The following is a 19,425-nucleotide window of genomic DNA, read 5'->3' on the forward strand; positions in this document are numbered from 1 at the left end:
AGCGCGAGGATGCGCTCCTAGCGAATGTCACGGAGGACATCATGACGACCGAAACGCGGGTTGGAATCGTCGCCGGGCTGATGATCGTCGTCTCGGCGAGCGTCTATTTCTTTTACGGCAGCGACACCAGCGACGACAGCATCCTCGTCTCCACGCCGACGCGCGTCAGCCTCCCGCCGAAGATTCCTCCCGCCGCCGACCGCCCGCCCAAGGTCGCGGACAAAACGCCTGCCGCGCCGCAGCGCGTGGCGCGTTCGCCGCGCCGCACCCCCACCGCCCAGTCAACCGATCAACTCGCGCAGTCGACCCCGCCGATGCGGCCCATTCGGCCGACCGCCCAACCGACGCAGCCGGCGGTCGAAATCGCGTCGGCCGCAAAGGCCTCCGATTCCCCCATTGTTTTGCGGACTGCCCCTTCGTTGGAACTGGTCGAGGCCACAAGGGAAAACCTTCGCGAAAACGATATCCCCAATAGCGATGATCCTCCGGCCAATCCGAAGGCGACCCCTATCTCGACCGTGCCGCAACCCCTCCCGCGCGGCGCGCCGATGGTCGTCTCTCGTACTCCAGAGGTGGTCAACATATCGCCGACACCGGCCTCCGATTCGTCCAGTTCTTCCAGGAGGCCCAGCCTGAGGGAGATGCCCGAGTCGATGTGGAGCAGCCGGACGCATACGGTCTCCGAAGGTGACACCCTGTCGGATATCTCCAAGCAGCATTTCGGCGACACCTCGCGCGTGGACGACATCCTCGCCGCCAACCCGCACGTGAAGAGCGCGCGGCATCTCAAGATCGGCGACGTGCTGACGCTCCCGGCGTCAACCGGTTCAACCGCGCGCGCCGCATCGCCCGCCGCCGCTCTCGACAAAACTTCCGTGTCCCGGGCCGCCGCACCGGACCCCAACGTGCGCGTCACCAGCGTCGCGACCATGGTCGCGCCCCCGCCCAGCCGAACCTACATCGTGCAAACCGGCGATACGCTCTACTCCATCGCCCGAAAGCAATACGGCAGCAGCAAGCGCTGGGAAGACATCTTCCGCCTCAATAAAGCCGCCCTCAAAAACAACCCCGCCCGCCTGTCCTCCGGAATGGCCCTGAAGCTGCCGGAGTAGCCAAATCAATCGTCATCACTGCGGCAGGGCGGCAAGCTGATCGCGTATCTTCGCGATATTCGGATGACCAAGCAGAGACTGTGGTCCAGCCCGGCGGGCAAGACACCATCGGCCACGCATTACAGCGCTCTACTCCGAGAGATCGTTAAGAAGGGTCGGAACTCGCGATTCACGAGGATCGAGCGAGGAAAATCCGCGGCCAGTAAAGTTTGAGTACAATGTCGGTTCACGCGGGCGGAGATCTTGCGATTCCGCATCGCCGACAGACGTCACATCGGCCGATTCATATTCCTCGAAAATCACACTCCATGATCAGGCGGGAGGGCCATCACCATTATGGACCCTCGCCCATAGACCCGCGCGACGCGTCACACGGATTATCCCTGGTTCGAGTTGATGGCGACATCTTGGTCATTCCAGGTGTGGCCAGTTATGATCAGATTGTGACATCGCTCTGTGTCGGTTTCTATCGATTACCCGCCCTCCGAACAGTCGGCTGGGTTGCAAGTTTCGCCCTTTGGGTCGGGATTGGACGCCCATCTCCATCGCTCGGCGATGACCCGTCCGACGTACCCCAAGTCGCGAAATTCGTAGACCCCGCTCGCGATGATTGGCAGTCCGAAGTTCAGGCGGACCAGGCCAAACACCGCTTGTCCGAATTGGCGGATTCGCTGATCAAGGACCATACGCTCACGGATGAAGCCGCCGGGGCATTCTTCGCCCCCGGATGCAGCATCGGCTCCTTGCGGCCGAGCTCTTTGAAGGAAGCAATCATCGGCGATTGGCGCGTTTGCCGCCCAGCGGACACTTCGAAAAAGCTCCGCCCGCCCGCAATAGCCTTCGATGATTTTCTGCGACCTCACCACGAGGGTCAGGGGCTGCGGATGGAGATGAAGATCGTTGGCGTCGAGGCCGGCAAGGAGGGATCGTTCACGACGACCGTCATGGTCCACACGTTTTCCCATACCGCGCAGCGCCGACTCCAACAGAACGCCCGCTGGCACGTGGAGTGGCGCAAGGGCGATCGCGAGGACCGGCCCGTTATCGCGGGGATAAGCTCCGTCGATTTTTCTGAAATCGTCGTTCCCAAGGCCGCCTTTACCGATTGCACGCGCGCGGTGATCACCCGCGACGAGACCTGGTCCCCGATCCTGTCCCATGGCTGCGACTATTGGTATGGCCGTATCGACGCCGTCGGTGAGACGAATTTCATGGGACACCAGGGCATCGCCGTCGGCGATGTGAACGGAGACGACCTGGACGACCTGTATATCGCGATGGGGACCGGACTGCCCAACAAGCTGCTCGTTCAGCAGCCGGACGGCACGGTTCAAGAAACGTCGGCGCAGGCCGCCGTCGACTGGCTCGATGACACGAAAGGCGTTTTGCTCATCGACTTCGACAATGACGGCGATCAGGACCTCGTCAGTGCGATGGGCCCCAGCATCCTCTTCTCGATCAACGACGGCCGAGGGCGATTCACGCCCGCCGGTGCCGCGCGGGCGTCCACGAACGGCGCATTTTTCTCGCTCGCGGCCGCGGACTACGACCTGGACGGCGACCTGGACATTTACGGTTGCCGTTATGTGGAAGTGCAATACGGGGTCAGTATCCCGGTGCCCTTCGAAGATGCGAACAATGGGCCTCCGAACATCCTCCTGCGCAACGACGGTCCCCGCGGATTCGCCGACATCACCTTGTCATCCGGTATCGACCAGAATAACCGGCGCTTCAGCACCGCGGCCGCCTGGGCGGATTACGACGATGACGGCGATCCCGATCTGTACGTATCCAACGACTTCGGCCGCAACAATCTTTATCGCAACGACGGCGGCCGCTTTGTCGATGTCGCGGCCGAGGCCGGCGTCGATGACCAGGCCGCCGGCATGGGCGTCAGCTGGTCGGACTACGATCGCGATGGCGACCTCGACCTTTATGTCAGCAACATGTATTCCGGCGCCGGCAACCGGATCGCTTATCAACCGCGCTTTCACGAGAAGGCCGCGCCCTCGACGCTTCAAGGGATTCAAAGGCACACGCGCGGTAACACGCTGCTCATCAACCAGGGAAATGGACGGTTCAAAACGGCCAGCGACGGGGCCGGCGCCGCCATGGGGCGATGGGCTTGGGGGGCGAAATTCGTAGATATCAACAATGACGGATGGGATGATATCGTTTGCCCCAACGGGTTTCTAACCGGTCCGCGACCGGACGACCTGTGAAGTTTTTTCTGGCGGCGCGTCGCGTCGCGGAAGTCCAGTGGATTTGGCTCGCGCCGGTCCCCCGCCGAGCAGCCCTACTTCACCAGTTGGGCCGACATGAGTCGCTTGATGTTGTGCGGCTTTTCCTGGAGCGGGCGGGAGCGCAAATGCGTGTTCCTCAATCTGCGGGACGGCAGCTTCGCGGATGTGTCAGCGCTATCGGGAATTGATTATGTGGAAGACGGCCGCGCCGTTGCGACGACCGACTGGGACGGTGACGGTGACCTTGATCTATGGATGAAGTTCCGCTCCGGACCGCAGATTCGCTTTTTGCGAAACGATCAACCCCCCGCTAGCCGCTGGGTCGCATTTCAACTGGTTGGAAAGTCGTGCAACCGCGACGCCATCGGCGGAAAGGTGTTGTTGGAAATCGGCGGTCAACGCGCCATACGCGCGGTCGCCGCCGGTGATGGTTATTTATCGCAGTCCAGCAAGTGGCTGCAGTTCGGTCTGCCGGAGACGGGTGACATCCAACGGGTCACTGTAAAGTGGCCCGGCGGTCCGTCCAGCGAATTCACCGGACTTGAGGCGAACGCCCGCTACCGCATCACGCAAGGCTCGGATCGTCCGGAGCGCCTTCCGGACCGCCGTTCGCGACTGGAAGATCGGCCGATCGAGCCGGCGGAGCCGCCGGCCTCAGCGAGGTTGGTTTTGAAAGTTCCATTCTCATTGCCGCCGGGGTTGCTCGCCGAAACTGGTGCGTCGCGGGACTCCAATCGTGCTTCCCTGATTGCGCTCTGGGCAAGTTGGTGCGCGCCATGCCTCTCCGAGCTGCAGGAACTCGCTCGCGAAAAAACGAGGCTCGCGGAAGTCGGGCTCCGCGTCTGCCCGCTGAACGTCGACAAGCCGGAGGATCGCACGAAAGCAGCGGCTGTGTTTGAGCGCGCCATAAAGACGGGGAAGGATTCCGCCGACTGGCAATCGTTGGAGGCCGCGCCGGGTACGATCGAAGCGCTTGATGCCGTCCTTAAGCACGTGCGCGACCGAGAGGGCCTGGCATCTTTGCCGCTTAGTTTGCTGGTGGATTCGGCCGGGAAGCTCCAAGTCATCTACATCGGAAAAGTGGGTTTGGACGATCTGGTATCGGATGCGTCTACTTACGGGGGCGACCGTGTGCCACCGCACAAGCGAAGCGTCTTTCCCGGTCGCTGGTATTTTGACGTACCGAGGAATCTCGCGGACCTGGCGCGCGACCTTCGATCGCGAGCACGCCCGGACGACGCGGCGTTCATGGAACGCTTGAATGCCCAGCGCCCCGACGCGCGGTGAGCGCTTTATCGGCGCATTGAAATAACGCCGGGTAAACGTTAAACTGAGGCTCGGATCGGACTTTTTGAAACTCCATAGCCAGCGTCGGGGCAACCAGAATGGTTCGATTGAATTCACGGTCTTTCTTCTTCGCCCCCATAGTCATTTTCTTATTTTGCTATCCGGCGCAGGGACAATGGGTCCGTTTCAACAACGAGTCCGCCACCCGGCTCTCGGCCGTTCCGGCCAACGGCACGAATGACGTGGATGAGAAGGATTACGCGTGGGGCGACGTCGATAAAGACGGGGACATCGACCTGGTGAGTGTGCGGAAGGAACCCTTCACGTCGGCCGGCAAACGGACGAACGTACTCTACATGAACGAAGGCGGGGTGCTGACCGATCGCACCTCGCTGTATGCGACTGAAGCGGATGTCGTCGGGGACATGGGGTTTCTGACGCCGACGAACGATCGCGACGTCCTGCTCGTGGACGTCAATCTCGACACCTGGCTCGACATCGTCACGGCGACGACGATCAGCGACGGGGACCCGAAGCACATCGGCCATCCCCGCATTTACATCAACAAGACCGAATCCGGCGGCGTCTGGCAGGGTTTCCGCTTCGAGAATTCGAGAATTCCGACAATGACGAGCCTGACGGGCGGCAGCTTCAACCCGCGTTTTTGCAGCGTGGCCGCTGGGGACCTGACCGGGGACGGCGCGCCGGAACTTTGGTTCGGCGATTACGACAGCAGCGGCGCCGGCGGTGTCTCCGAACCCGCGGGCGCTGATTTTGACGACCGATTGCTGATCAACAACGGTAACGGGTTCTTCACGGATGAAACCCCGACGCGGTTCTCCGGCACCATTACCGTCGGCGGCACGCCCTATCCGTTCCGGCGATCGGCCTTCGGCGCCGCGGCGGCCATCGTCGACATGAACAACGACGGAAAACTGGACATCGTCAAGCAAACTTCGCTGAACCCTCCGCAATACATTGGAATCGCCTACAACAAGCTGGCGACGCCCGGTTTCTTTGACACTTACCAGAGCGTCTACACCTCGGCGCCGTACTTTGTGACGCCCGCGGATTTGAACAATGACAATCGGATGGACCTCATCGTAACGGATGACGCGACCGATCGTTACCTTCTCAACAACGGCAACAACGTCCAGGGCCTGGCCACGTTCAGCACGTTCACCTTTCCCGCCGCCACAGGCGGTTTCGGCAGCCAGTCCGTCGCCGCCGACTTGGACCGCGACAACTGGAAAGACGTCCTTATCTCCGACGTGGACGTGGATATAGGTCCGTGCGGATCGCGTCAGGGCGACATCCTTCGCAACAATGGAAACGCGCCCAGTGTTACCTTCGTCGCCGATCCCGGAGATATCCCGTCCAACATGCTGGTCGGCGTGCACAACTTCGCCGTCTTCGACATCAACGGCGACAACTGGCTCGATCTCGTGATCGGGCGTTGCAACACCACCGAGGTCTGGATCAACGTACCTCCGACCGGCGTCCTCTTCACGTATCCAGAAGGGTTGCCTTCCAATGTCCCGCCTGGAATGATCTCCACGTTTCAAGTTCAGGCGACCGGCGTCGAAGGCACCATCTTCGACGAAGAGAGCGTGGCCGTTTTTTACCGAATCAACGGCGGCGCCTGGAGTTCGCAACGACTGACCGCGCTCGGACCGCCCGGTCTCTATGAGGCGGTCTTGCCTTCCGCGCCCTGTCCGCAGCGCATCGATTATTATTTCAGCGCGGATGCCGTTGGCGGCGGGGCCTTTACCGGGCCGCCGGGGGCACCGGGATCGCACCATTCCGCCGTCGCCGCGATTGGCCTCGAATCCACGGTTGAAGATTTCGAAAGCGGAGCCGGTGGTTGGACAGTCTTGAATGAAAACGGGATTACTCTGGGAATCTGGGAACGCGCGGACCCCAACGGGACGTTGAATTCCACCGCCCCGGCCGCTCCCGAGGATGATGCCCAGGCGGGCACCGACAAAGTTTATTGCTTTGTCTCGGACGACGGTCCGGTTGGCGGCGCCGCCGGCGCTAACGACGTCGACGGGGGCCCGACCCACCTGATCTCGCCACTCATCGACCTGACGGACTCGGACGCGATCATTTCCTATGCGCGCTGGGTTTACAGCTCGACGGGCGGAGCGTCAACGCCGGATTCACTGATCGTCTCCGTCTCAAACAACGATGGCGCCAACTGGACCCAGGTCGAGGCCTTCACCACTGATTCAGCAAATTGGCAGACGAATAGCTTCCAAGTCGGCGATTTCTTTCCCGGGCAGCCGCTGTCGGCCAATGTCCGGGTGCGATTCTCGATTCAGGATACACCGAATAACTCGGTCACGGAGGCGGCGATCGACGTCGTCGAAATATCCAAATATGTCTGCGCATCCCCGTGCGCCTGCCCTGCCGATTTGAATGGCGACCAACAGCGCTCCGGGTTGGACATTCAGGAGTTCCTTGCGTGCTTTTTGGGCGGGGGATCCAACTGCGCTTGCGGAAACCTCGACGGGACGGTGGGTATGCAGGACGCCGATATTCCACTATTTGTTGATACGCTTCTCGTCGGCGACGAATGTCCACCTTGATGATTCCGGAGGGGACAATTTTCACCATGCGTGGGAGACACATCGCGATTCGAGTGTCGGCCATCCTGGCGACACTGATCTACGCCGGTGCGCTTTGGGCCGTCGACCCTCAGCCGCGCATGGGGCAACCACTCGCCGGAATGTCGCCCGTCGAACTGGCTCGCTTCAACACCGGCAAGACGGCATTCGAAAAGACGTTCACGATCGAAGAGGGGCTCGGCCCGATCATGAACCAGCAGAGTTGCGCGAGTTGCCACAACAACCCGGTGGGCGGCTCCGGGTCCATTGCCGTTACGCGCTTTGGCTTGTTCGACGAAAAAGGCGGCGGCTTCTTTCCGATGGAATCGCAAGGCGGATCGCTTCTCCAGAATCTCGCCATCAACGAAACCTGCGCCGAAGTCATTCCCCCCGGGGCCAACGTCACGACGCTTCGAATCACCACCTCTTCCCTCGGCATCGGCTTGCTCGAGGCCATCCCGGACGCGGACCTTCTCGCGAATGAAAGTCCCGGACCAACGATCAGCGGCCGCGCGCACATGGTGACCGCCTTTGAGGATCCGCCGGGTAGCCCGCTTCGCGTCGGCCGGTTCGGCTGGAAGGCCCAGGTCGCCACGGTGCTGACCTTTTCCGCTGACGCCGCGCTAAACGAAATGGGGATTACCAACCGCTTTGTGTTGGCCGAAAACGATCCCAATGGCGTCGATCCACCCACGCTCGGCGAATGTGACACGGTCGCGGATCCGGAGGACGGACCCGATGGCGAAGGCTTTGATTTCATCGATCGCGTAACCGATTTTCAGCGGTTTCTCGCCTCACCGCCCCAAACCCCGAAGTCGGGCATGGCCGGAGAAGCATTGTTCGTTTCGGTCGGATGCGCTCAATGCCACATTCCCTCCTTTGTGACGTCGAACAGCCCGTCGCTGGAAACGGCGATCCGCAACAAAACGATCCGGCCCTACTCTGATTTTCTTCTTCACGACATGGGCGCCCTCGGCGACGGCATCGGTCAGGGCGACGCCGAAGTTCGGGAGATGCGAACGCCGCCGTTGTGGGGAATTCGCGCACGCGACCCCATGTTGCACGACGGCCGGGCCGCCGCCGGTACCTTTGCCTCGCGCATCACGACCGCGATTACCGAGCACGGCGGCTTCGGCAGCGAAGCCCTCCCCTCTGCGACCGCGTACGCAGCCCTGTTGCCGGCCCAGAAGCAGCAGGTGATTGCCTTCCTGGATTCGCTCGGCCGCGCCGAGTTCGACGCCGACGGCGACAACGACATCGACGCCGCCGATCTGATCGCAATGGCTGATTGTTACGACGGATCCGGGGGCTATACGCCCGACGACCCCTGCGCGATCATGGACATTGATCAGGATGGCGATGTTGACGACAACGATTTCACGGCTTTTCTGACGGTCTATGCCGGTCCCCAGGGAGACTGCAACGGCAATTCGGTGAATGACGCACGCGACCTTTTTCTCGGGACGAGCACCGACTGCAACCTCAATGCCCTGCCGGATGAGTGCGATCCTGAATCGGAAGATCTGGCCATCTTCGTCGCCCTGCTCCTTGACCAGATTACGGACCCGGTCCTGATCTGCATGCTCGATAAGAACCATGACACCGTCGTCAACGGGGCGGACATCGCTCCGTTCGTGGTCGCCTATCTCGCTCCTTAGCCGGGTGATTGGCAAATCATTCGAGATTCGCCGCGAAGACGTGATGAACTTCACACAACAGCGAACCGGCGGATCACAAAGACCCTCCGGGTTATGAGTGCCTTAATGCCGGTTTTCGCAACGTCCGTTGCTTCGCGCTGGATTAGCACAGCCTAAGCCGGAGAAGGGGATAGGTTCACGTTTGGGAATATCGAACCTATCCCCTTCTCGTTGCTCGTTCGCTATCTCACTTTGACTGTCGCGTACGCGGACCAGGCCGAGTTGCCGTTGCCGTTGAACGCCCGCACGCGGTACCGGAACTGGCCGGCGCCCGGCGCGTCGGTGTACGTCGTCACATTGGCCCCGACGTTGAACGTCGTCGTATTCGTCCAGTTGCTGCCCACGCGCTTCTGCCGCTCAATCTGGAAGCCGGTCTCATTGCCGGAATTATCCTGCCACGTTACGCGCGCCTGGCCGCCGCCGAGGTCCGTCGCGGTCACGTTGCTCGGCGCGTTGGGTGGCACGTTCAGAAAAACCGCCGTCACCGTCTTGTTGGAGTTCATCAGCAGCGTCGTCGGGTTCGTCGAGCCGGTCAGCGCGCCTTCCCAACGATCGAAGGTCCAGCCGGCCACCGGCGTCGCCGTCAGCGTCACCGTCGTGCCCGACAGATAGCTGCCACCCGGGGGATTGAGCGCCACGCTGCCCTGACCGGTGATGTTGACCGTCAGCGTGTAGGTGTCCTGCACGAACACCGCCGTCACGGTCTTGTTGGAGTTCATCAGCAGCGTTGTCGGGTTCGTCGAGCCGGTCAGCGCGCCTTCCCAATGATCGAAGTGCCAGCCGGCGACCGGCGTCGCCGTCAGCGTCACCGTCGTGCCCGACAGATAGCTCCCACCCGGGGGATTGAGCGCGACGCTGCCCTGGCCGGTAGTGTTCACCGTCAGCGTGAAGGTGTCCTGCACGAACACGGCCGTCACGGTGTAGTCGACGATCATCCACAGCGTCCTCGGGTTCGTCGAGCCGGTCAGCGCGCCTTCCCAATGATCGAAGCGCCAGCCCGGGGCGGCATTTGCCGTCAGCGTCACCGACGTCCCGTACGGGTAGGTCCCGCCCGGCGGGTTGAGCGCAACCGTACCCTGACCGGTGACGTTGACCGTCAGCGTGCGCGTGTCCGCTGCGAACACCGCCGTCACGTTCTTGTCGGCGTCCATGACGAGCGTGGCCGGGTTGGTCGTACCGGTGACATCGCCCGTCCAATGATCAAAGTGCCAGTTCGCGGCCGGATTCGCGGTCAGCGTCACTGTGGTGCCATCGGGGTAGATCGGGCCGGTCGGGTTCAGCGCCACGCTGCCCTGACCGACCGCGCCAACGTTGAGCGTGTGCGTGGACTCCTGCGACCCAACGCCCCAGATCTGGATGTCGTCGATGTTCCAGCCGGAATACGGGACCGCCCCGAAGTTTTCCACGCCGTGGCCCCAGCGGATGTACACGTTCGGCTGGTTGTCGGCGACGGAGCTGATGTCGTACGACTGGAGCGACCAGGCGTCCTCCGTGATCTCGCTCTCGCCGATCGACCAGACCTGTGTCCAGTTCGTGCCGTTGTTCGAGACTTCGACGGTGCAATTCACGTACGGTTCAAAGTCGCTGTTGAGCCAACGACGGAATTTCAGATTGACCAGGGCAATGCCGCTCAGGTTGATCGGCCCCGCGGTCAGGTAGTTCATGCCGACGAGTTCGTAGACCCAGTAATTGCCATTCAGATTGATGCCATACACGTTCGTGCCGCTATATCCGCTCGTCGGATCAGGGAAACCGTAGCCGCCACCCTGGCCGGTGGGCTGGCCGAACCCCCACTCACCTTGCATGCTCCAGCCGGGACTGGTGTCGAGGTTCCACTCTATCTGGAGGCTGGGGGCGCCGACTGCCAGCGCCACCGGACGTGTCGTGTTGCCGACCTGGTCCGTAAGGTTCGTGAAGCTCACCGTGTCGGTGTACGCACCGGTCGCCAGGCCGTCGGCGCTGGAATTGATCGACACGATCACGGTCGTCGTGGCATGTCCGGCCAGCGTACCCGACATGTTCGACAAATCGAGCCAAGCCGCGGTCTTGGACACGCTATAGTCGATCGGCGTGTCGTACAGGTTTTCCAGGGTGTAGGTCACGCTGTCGGGCGAGAATGGTCCGCCCACGGGTCCGGCCGAGTCCAGGCCCGTCGCCGGAATGACGCTCAGCCCGACCGGCAGCGGCGGGCAGTCCATGTTGTGGGCGCCAAAGCCGGCGCAGATTTCCGTCCGGTGCGGCGTGCCATTGTTGATGTTGCCGTCGTCGTCGTCGAGCGTCAGGAAGTCAATGGTGATCTGCGGGGTGATCTGGGTCCCGCCGTGGAGCAGAATCGAGTTCACCGTCAGGTTGGAGAGAATCTGGAGGTAGGTAGCGGGGTTGGTGGCGAGGAGTTCGTTCCGCGTGCTCCAGACGCAGCCGGAAATAAGCTGGCCGCAGTCGTGAATCTCGCCCGAGCACGGGTATTGAATCGTGTTGTCCGCATTCCGCAGCCCCGAATTGCAGTCGCCGAAGAAGCCGAAGCCGCACACCGGGTCGTCGGCGATGAGCAGGCCAATGCAGTCGGACATGCCTTCGCCGTACTGTCCCTGCCCGCTGCCGCCTGAGGTGACCATGTGGTGGCCGTACTCGTGGTGGACGATGTTGCTCCAGGCTGTGTTGGGATAGCTGCCGCTCGAGAGGCAGAAGTTGATGGAGCTGTAGTCATACCACGCGTTGCCGGGGCAATAGCCATCAGTGCGGTTGACGTAGATCGGGAAGTCCGTCTGCGTGCTGATCGTCGGGTAGCTGGGGTTGTACGTCAGACAGAAATCGCGGACGACGTTCGCCTGGACATAGGCGTTGATTTGCGCCCGGACCTGCTCGTCAGTATTCGCGGCATTGTGCATGAAGTCCGCCGGGCCGGGCGGCGTCACCGCCAGAGACAGCGTCTCCTCGGCCCCTTGCACGTTGTCGACGAAGAAGTACTGCCCGCTCATCGGCGACTGCACCGTGACCTGAGCGCTGCCGCCGTTGGGAATCGTGAAGTTGCCGTCGGCGTCGGCAAACGTGCTGTTGCCACCCACGACGCTTACGATGGCCCAGGGCAGGGCGGTGGCCTGCTCCGCCGCGCAGAAGTCCGCTTTGGGGCCGGTCGTCGCCATTCCGCTCACGTTGCCGGTGAGGTCGGTGAAGATTATCTGGTTCTCGCGATAGAGGATCTTGCCGTTGGCCGCGTCGACGACATACAGCCACCTCTCGTAGTCCCCGTCCCCGGAAGACCCCTTTTCCGCGACGAATGCGTACGCCAGCTCCGGCGTCGTGACGGAATCATCGACGCCGGCCCAGATCACGACTTGCGGGTTTGAAAACGACTCCAGCGGCCGATCGACATGGGCGGCGGGCTGAAACGGGTTCCGTAGGGTGGTCTGGTCCGGGACAAAACCGCCCAGGTTTCGCAGGGCTGACGCAGCAAGTACGAGCGGAAAACCCGGCTCGTTGCGCGACAACAAACGCAGGTCGGACCGGAAGACGGGAATCCCGTCTTTCTGCTGTCCGAAACGCACCAACATGAATTTGTAGTCGCCCCGCTCCGGCTCGTACATGACCGGCTGAACGAACCGGCCGCCCTCCGTAACGGGTGCTGCTACAAGGTCCTCCACACCGACCCCAAAAACATCCGCGTGTACTTGTCGAAACTGCTCAGCGGCCTCCTCGGGTGTGGCGCCGAAGGCGAGCGGCTGGCCGCCGACACGCGTGATTCGGGAGCCTTCCTGGTGGATGATCGCCTGGGGAGCGGCGGCCTTGAGTTTCGCCACCGCTTCTCGACTAGCGTCTGGTTCTGCCGCCCACGCGGTGCCAACCCCGCCGGCCAATACTAGAAGTACGCTGATTGACTTAGTAAGTCGCTTCATGTGCGTCTCCTGAACCTGCATTTCCCAGATGACCTGGCGCGGCTCCGCTGCCGTGCCGTGCGGAGCCATTGTACCGCGCCTCCAGGTAATGGCATGGCGGAAGCTGATTTTCACAACTTCCGGCTGAACCGGGATTTAGCACTAAGCTCGGTGATGTCCGAGGCTTTACTCAGACCAGCATAGTTTTCATGGATCACCATGGTCAAGCGAACACCACTGGATTTCCATTGCAGTCGCATACGGCCCGTCGTTTGATTCTTCATCACCGAGAGTTGTTCGGGCACCAGCGCGGGTCCAAAATGTCGAGAGCCCCTCATTGTTGCGTGATTGCCGGTTTTCAATCCAGGTTCACAAGACATGTTCCGCTGGCTCTACATCCTTCCGCATCTCCTCGTTGAAGCGAATGCGGCTCATCGGGATGCCCGCATCCGGTTCCTCAAGGCCGAGGTCGAGATTCTCCGCCGCAAGCTCGGCGGCAATCGCGTCATCCCCAGTCCGGATAACCGTGCCCGGCTGTTGGCGCTCGGTGCTGAATTAAACCATAGCGTGGGAGGCATCGTCACGCCTCAAACCTATTCTCGGTGGGTCGTGGAGCAAAGGGAAGGGCGCTAGCCCCGGCGCGTCGGCCGACCGAGGATTGTCAGGAACGTCCGGGCGCTGATCAGGCGGCTGGCCAGGGAGAATGCCGGCTGGGGCTATTCCCGTCGCTCAGCACGCAATCGACGTAGCCTTGCACGTCTTGGCCGATTCCCTAGTCGTCGAAGTTCAGATCGCCGACGCAACTACACGGCGCGGCGGGCCAGAAGCCGCCGACGAGGGAGTAGGTTCCGCCCGTCAGGGGCTTAAGTTCCAGCCCGTACAAGTTCCTTGGGCCTAGTTCGCCATCACCTCGCGCTGCCTTGGCCGTTGCCCGACTCAGTGCGGTTTGGCCTTAAAGACCGGTCCACGATCAAGCCGCGCCGACGCAGTTCGCCTACGTCGAAGCCGCGGGATCGGGCGTAAGTCGGCGTTAGCATGATCCCGACGTCACTCGACACTGTACGGCTTCGCCCATTGTGCATAACCTGGAACTCGGTCCTGGTCGGCACCAGGTCGCTGCCCACTTCGGTAATCGTGAACTGCACGGCGCCAAGCTGGTTGTTCACCGTCGCGGATAGCGCCGAATAGTCCGCAATGAAACCCTCCGGCGGCGCAACCGAGGCCGTGATGCACCAGTCACCGATACTCTCGAGAACGAATGGATACAACTGCACGGTGTTGTCCCACACGACGTACTCTGGCTCAATGATGAGTAGCTCCGACCCGGTCAGGCGCGTGGTCTTGCCTGGCTTCTTGACACCCTGGGCATCCACCAGCATTTGCAGGTGCTTTTTCATCGTCTGGCCGCATGCCAGGTCGCTGGCCGAGACGCCAATGTACTGGTCGCGCACACCGTCGGGCGGCGCGTCGCTGTCGAAGTGGCTGATGACGACATAGTCGCCGGCAGGCAGCGAAAAGGAGGCGATGCCCTCGCTGTTCGTAGGCTGAGAGGCCACCGGGGCGCAATTGGCCACGATCGCCGGATACTTCTGCCAAGTGATGCCGTCGCCGGGTCCTGGCTGCGAGCGAGCACAGCTTCCCTCGGACTTGTCGTACACGCCGACAAGGATTCCCACGAGCGGAGACTTGCTCGCGGTCGGATGCGGGCCGCTGCCGGTCGAGTGCCGCGCGGCCTCGACAACGAGCGTCGCGCAGGGGCCCGGCCCACCCGGCTGCACTGTGACCTCAACTGTCTCAGTGGACTCGTTGCCGCAGGCGTCGCGGGCGGCGACCGTTACGAGCGTCGTGCCGACCGGAAAGGTGCTTAGCGCCGGGGCGTAGGTGATCGCCGGATTGGGATCGCAGGTATCGGCGGCGGAAGCGGCCGGCAGAGTCACCGGCTCGCTGCCGTTGTTGTCCATGTCGATCACCGTCACCGAGGTGGTGGCAAGCGAGAGCGTCGGGGCCGTGTTGTCCACCACCGTGATGGTCTGCGCGTAGGGCGCTGTTGCATTACCGCAGCCGTCGCTGGCAGACCAGCTTCGGGTAAGAATCTGCGGGCACGCGCCGCTGACGCTGTCAGATGATGACACAGCCGGGCTGGCATCGCAGCTGTCCACTGCCGTCGCCGGACCCGTGGCCGAAACATCCGTAGACTGGCCGCACTCGACGGTTACGTCCGCGGGGGGGGAGACTTCGGGGGCCGTGTTGTCGACCACCGTAATGTGCTGCTCCGCAAAGCTGGCGTTGCCGCACGCATCCGTAGCCGTCCAACTCCGCGTGAGGATGTAATTCCCGGCACAGTCGCCGGGCGTAACGTCCTCACCGGACGCCACACTCGGCGCCGGATCGCAATTGTCGTTGGCCGTTACGCCGGCTGCGGCGGGTACCGCGTCGCACTCCGCCGTTGCGTCGGAAGGCACGCCCGCCAGCACCGGCGCCATCGAGTCGATTACGTCGATGATCTGATCATCAGAGGCCGAGTTACCTGTCGCGTCCAGCACATTCCACGTGCGGACAATGGTGTACTCGCCGGGGCAGTCGCCCGGCACAATCTCATCGCTGGACGACACGGCCGGCGCGGCATCGCAATTGTCAACAGCCGTGGCCGAGCCCATTGCGCCGGCATCGTTGGACTGGTCGCATTGCACCGTCGCATTCGCGGGCAGGGCGAGAACGGGCGAAGTGTCGTCGGTGACCTCGAATTGAACGACGCACACGGATGCGTTGCCTGCCGCGTCGGTCACAGTCAGCAGGACCTCGTTCAGTCCGAGCGTGACCACGGCGCCCGGCACGGGGTCCTGCTGGATGGTTAGGGCTGCCGCCGCGGAGCAGTTATCGGTTGCCAACACGCCCCCGGTGTAGTCGGGGACGATCGCCTGGCAGGCCGCGTCGGCGGAGGCACTGCCGCCCGATGGACAATCGACAACCTGCGGTCCGGTCGTATCCGATACGACGAACGAGACGTTGCACGTGCTGCTATTGTTCGAGCCGTCAGTGGCGCTAACGGTGATCGAGTGCGTGCCCAGGCCGACCAGCGTACCGGCGGCGGGGCTCTGCGTGACGGTGATCGAACCGGTCGGGGTGCAGTCGTCGTTGACGTTGACCTCGCCGGTCACGTCGGGAATGGCCGCCTGGCAGAACTCATCCGCCGACTCAGCCTCCAATTCGACCGGGCAGACCACCGTCGGCCCCTCGGTATCGACGATCATGACGTGCAGTTCGTGGCACTCGGCCGGGACGGCGCCGGAATCGACGGCAATCACTTCGACCGTGTGATTGCCCAGTGTAAACGTCTGCGTAAGCGTAAGCGTTGCCGTCGTGATCGCCCCACCGGATGGAACGTTGTCGGTCTGCACGACAACGCTGTCCACCTTCCAGATGACGGTCAGGGCATCACCGTCAGCGTCGCCGACGGTCGTGCTGAGCGTTACGGTATTGCCACCGGGCGAGGCACACTCCTGCGCGATCGGCGCCGGGCATGTGGCCGTTGGCGGACGATTGCAGGACAGGATGTTCATGCGGGTGACGAACGCGTCCCCCGCGGTGCCGCTGGTCCCCGCCCCCCCAAACGTGCCGTCAAACGCGTTGGCCAGCGGAAAATTGGAGGACAACGTCCTGCCGACGACCCATACATCGCAATCGAGGACGGCGAGGTCGTTGCCGAATTCGCTGTTGGTGGAGCCGCCCAGGAACGACGAGTACGCCAATGAGGTTCCACTGGACTCGAAGATGGACAAAAACGCGTCCGAAGGGCCGGTTCCCGGCTTAATCGGCTTAAGCGCGCCGCTGGTGGTCGGAAAACTGCTCGGATTGCTCGTGCCTCCGGTCGTGTTACCGGAACTCGTCGTTCCGGCGACGTACACTCTTCCGAGCACGTCCAGCGCGATCGCATTAGTCTCATCGCTGCTGCTGCCACCTAGATAGGAGCAGAATGTGACCTCGGTCGCTGTGCTGTTTAGTTTGGCTACGAACGCGTCATTGCCGGCTCTGGTCTTATCGAAGCCGGGGCTGCCCAGAAAGAGATCGGTTGAGTTCGTCAATCCACAGATGTAAGCGTTCTCTCCACCGTCCACTTGCAAGGCGTTGCACTCATCGAGGTTGCCGCTACCGCCAAAGTAAGTTGAGTAGACCAGGGATGAGCCCGTCGGATTAAACTTGGTGACAAATGCGTCCCCTGAACCGCCGATGGTTGATTGGACTACACCGGCGGTGACAGGGAAGTTGCTCGAATGGGTACTTCCCGTCACATAGACCGCACCCGCGGAATCCAAGGCGACGCCTTGGGCCTCATCCGCGCCCGATCCGCCCAGGAATGTCGAGAAGACGAGCGCGGACCCGGCTGCGTTGAGCTTGGCCACGAATGCGTCACCCGTGCCGCCAAGAGTCGTGTCAAATGCACCCGGCGTCGTCGGAAAGCCGGAGCTTGGGGCGCCCACAACGTGCGCCTCGCCGGACGAATTGACGACGATGTCGTTTCCTTGATCGCCGTTGGGACCCCCGAGAAACGTCGAGTACACCAGCGCCGAACCGGAAGGGCTGAGCTTGGTAACAAATACGTCCGTCGAGCCGTTGTGCGACGTATCAAAAGCGCCGGCCGTCGCGGGGAAACCACCGAAGGTACTCCCAGTCATATAGGCGCTTCCCGAGGAATCCACGGCAATCGCATACCCTTGGTCGGATGCGCTCGAGAAGGTGCCGCCGAGGTAGGTCGAATAGACCAGCGTACCGGTCGCGCTGAACTTGGTTACAAACGCGTCGCCCGGTCCGCTAACGGTGTTGTCGAATGCGCCGAGCGTCGGAAAATCGGTGCAGTGCGTTGTCCCGACGACGTAGGCCGCGCCCGTACTATCTACCGCAACGCCGAACGCCTCGTCGTACGTGGCGGCGCCTGTGTTCGACGGAGCCGCCCCGCCCAGGTACGTTGAATATACTACGACCGGATCAATTACGAGCGCCAACGTCGGCTCGTACCTGTCGACATGGAACGCAACGCATTGATTGTCGCGCAGCACGAAGCCGCCGGCGATCGCCCGGCGCTGCCCGTCGATCTCCTGGTAGATCAGCGGCTTGCGGACGACCACCTCGCCCGAGGCGACGGTCACTTGCAGGGCCCCGTCTACATCGATATTCAATCTATCCGCGCCGTTGAATCGCATCTCAATGGCGCTCGGATCGACACCGGGCGCGACCACGAAGTCGAACTCGAGCTGGCGCTGATTACCGTAGTACTCCACGTCGATGCCCGGCCAGACGCCTTCGCAGCGCACACGCGCGTACGTCGGGATTTCCGTCCGCCAGTTGGCAGGGTCGTTACCGATGAAGTAGTTGACCTTGCCCGGAAGCTCATCGACTCCGGTGAGTTCCGCAGTGGAGCGCGATCCGACGAACTTCATGTGAACGGCGGCGCCATCTGCGTTTCTCTGAAGGCCGAGGACGACCTCGGTCGGCGATAGAAGCATGGTGTAGCCGCGGCCGCGCGCTCGAAACGGATAGCCCTCCGGCGCCTGTCCGCGGTTCTCTTCAAAACGCATGGGCTGGCCGTCGAACAGGTGCGCGGTCGGAGTCTTGTTTGATTCAAAGGCGTGTGACGGATCACGCTCGATGCGGGCGGTTTTCACGGGAGACTCAGCCTGAAGCTCCTGTGACCGACGCGCATTGCAGGCCGCCAGCACCGCCAGGATCATCGTTGCCGCCGATCCCAACACGATGGGTACAACCGCTCGGTGCATAATTGACAGGTTGTTTCGTCGCGATTGCATGTTTCTATCTCCTTGAAATGTCGGTACTTGCGGGCCGCCGCCCGTGGCGGAACTGACCGTTTTTCGGCACGAAGCGTGGCCCCCGCCCGGGGCCGACGGAGTACGCCATCCCATTTGTGGTAGAATGGCGATTGTCTATTTCCACGGCTTCCGGACAGCGGGCCGCGCTCCATTAGGAAAGGTCCGTTTGAGAGCCGATGTCCGCAGCAAATTCTCAATATATTTGGATGGGTATCATGGATACCGGGCTGGAGTCGGACCTGACGCGGGTTCTGAACGACCTCGACACCGGTGACCGTCAGGCCGTCGCCCAGCTTCTGCCCGCGGTTTATGCGGATCTACGCCGGCTTGCTGACAGCTTCTTCCACAACGAACGCCAGGATCACACGCTTCAACCCACGGCCCTCGTGCATGAAGCTTATTTGAGATTGATGAAGGAAAGGCCGGGCGCGTTCGAGAATCGGGCGCATTTCTTCCGCGTCGCCGCCGTCGTCATGCGCCATATCCTGGTCAAGCACGCCCGCGACCGAAACTCGATCAAGCGGGGAGGACAATTTGAAAAAATCGCGCTGTCGGACAACCTCCTGCAGGTTGCGAATACGGATGTCGATTTGGTCGCGTTGGACGAAGCCCTTCGAAAACTCACCACCAGTGATCCCTGGCAGAGTCAGATCGTGGAACTCAGGTTTTTTGCGGGCCTCTCCGTCGCCGAGGTCGCGGACGTCTTGAGTGTATCCAAACGCACGGTGGAAACGGATTGGGCGATGGCGCGGGCCTGGCTTTGGCGCGAAATGAATCGTTGAA

9 protein-coding genes are annotated in these 19,425 nt (G+C 62.1%); 7 read left to right on the top strand and 2 right to left on the bottom strand.

Translation table 11 applies throughout. The features are described 5' to 3' along the window. The first annotated feature begins 41 nt into the window (after positions 1-41). The 5 genes from VJZ71_16350 (at position 42) to VJZ71_16370 (ending at position 8,909) form a co-directional block, all read left to right on the top strand. Positions 42-1,112, top strand: a complete 1,071-nt coding sequence (locus VJZ71_16350) for a LysM peptidoglycan-binding domain-containing protein (GenBank protein ID HKQ49645.1) — start codon at positions 42-44, stop codon at positions 1,110-1,112. 443 nt (positions 1,113-1,555) lie between these two features. Further along, positions 1,556-3,334, top strand: a complete 1,779-nt coding sequence (locus VJZ71_16355) for a VCBS repeat-containing protein (protein ID HKQ49646.1) — start codon at positions 1,556-1,558, stop codon at positions 3,332-3,334. Between the two features lie 96 nt (positions 3,335-3,430). Continuing rightward, positions 3,431-4,642 (top strand): ASPIC/UnbV domain-containing protein, encoded by a 1,212-nt coding sequence (locus VJZ71_16360; protein HKQ49647.1) that lies wholly within the window; start codon positions 3,431-3,433, stop codon positions 4,640-4,642. A gap of 107 nt (positions 4,643-4,749) precedes the next feature. Then, positions 4,750-7,233, top strand: coding sequence for a VCBS repeat-containing protein (locus VJZ71_16365; GenBank protein HKQ49648.1), 2,484 nt, complete (start codon positions 4,750-4,752; stop codon positions 7,231-7,233). A 26-nt stretch (positions 7,234-7,259) separates the two neighbouring features. Further along, positions 7,260-8,909: a di-heme oxidoredictase family protein gene (locus VJZ71_16370; protein ID HKQ49649.1), complete on the top strand. Its 1,650-nt coding sequence runs from the start codon at positions 7,260-7,262 to the stop codon at positions 8,907-8,909. 221 nt (positions 8,910-9,130) lie between these two features. On the opposite strand, the gene VJZ71_16375 is transcribed toward VJZ71_16370, so the two are convergent. Continuing rightward, entirely contained in the window at positions 9,131-12,841 is a 3,711-nt protein-coding gene (locus VJZ71_16375; protein ID HKQ49650.1) for a fibronectin type III domain-containing protein, read from the bottom strand. A 357-nt stretch (positions 12,842-13,198) separates the two neighbouring features. Between VJZ71_16375 and VJZ71_16380 the strand changes: the two genes are divergently transcribed. Further along, positions 13,199-13,453, top strand: a complete 255-nt coding sequence (locus VJZ71_16380; GenBank protein HKQ49651.1) for a hypothetical protein — start codon at positions 13,199-13,201, stop codon at positions 13,451-13,453. Positions 13,454-13,725: 272 nt separating this feature from the next. Here the strand turns inward: VJZ71_16380 and VJZ71_16385 are convergent, their stop codons facing one another. Then, entirely contained in the window at positions 13,726-18,621 is a 4,896-nt protein-coding gene (locus tag VJZ71_16385) for an SBBP repeat-containing protein (GenBank protein ID HKQ49652.1), read from the bottom strand. Between the two features lie 236 nt (positions 18,622-18,857). Between VJZ71_16385 and VJZ71_16390 the strand changes: the two genes are divergently transcribed. Next, positions 18,858-19,424, top strand: a complete 567-nt coding sequence (locus VJZ71_16390; protein ID HKQ49653.1) for a sigma-70 family RNA polymerase sigma factor — start codon at positions 18,858-18,860, stop codon at positions 19,422-19,424. The last annotated feature ends 1 nt before the right edge of the window (position 19,425 follow it).

The sequence above is a fragment of the Phycisphaerae bacterium genome (genome assembly GCA_035275405.1).
GTDB lineage: Bacteria > Planctomycetota > Phycisphaerae > UBA1845 > UTPLA1 > DATEMU01.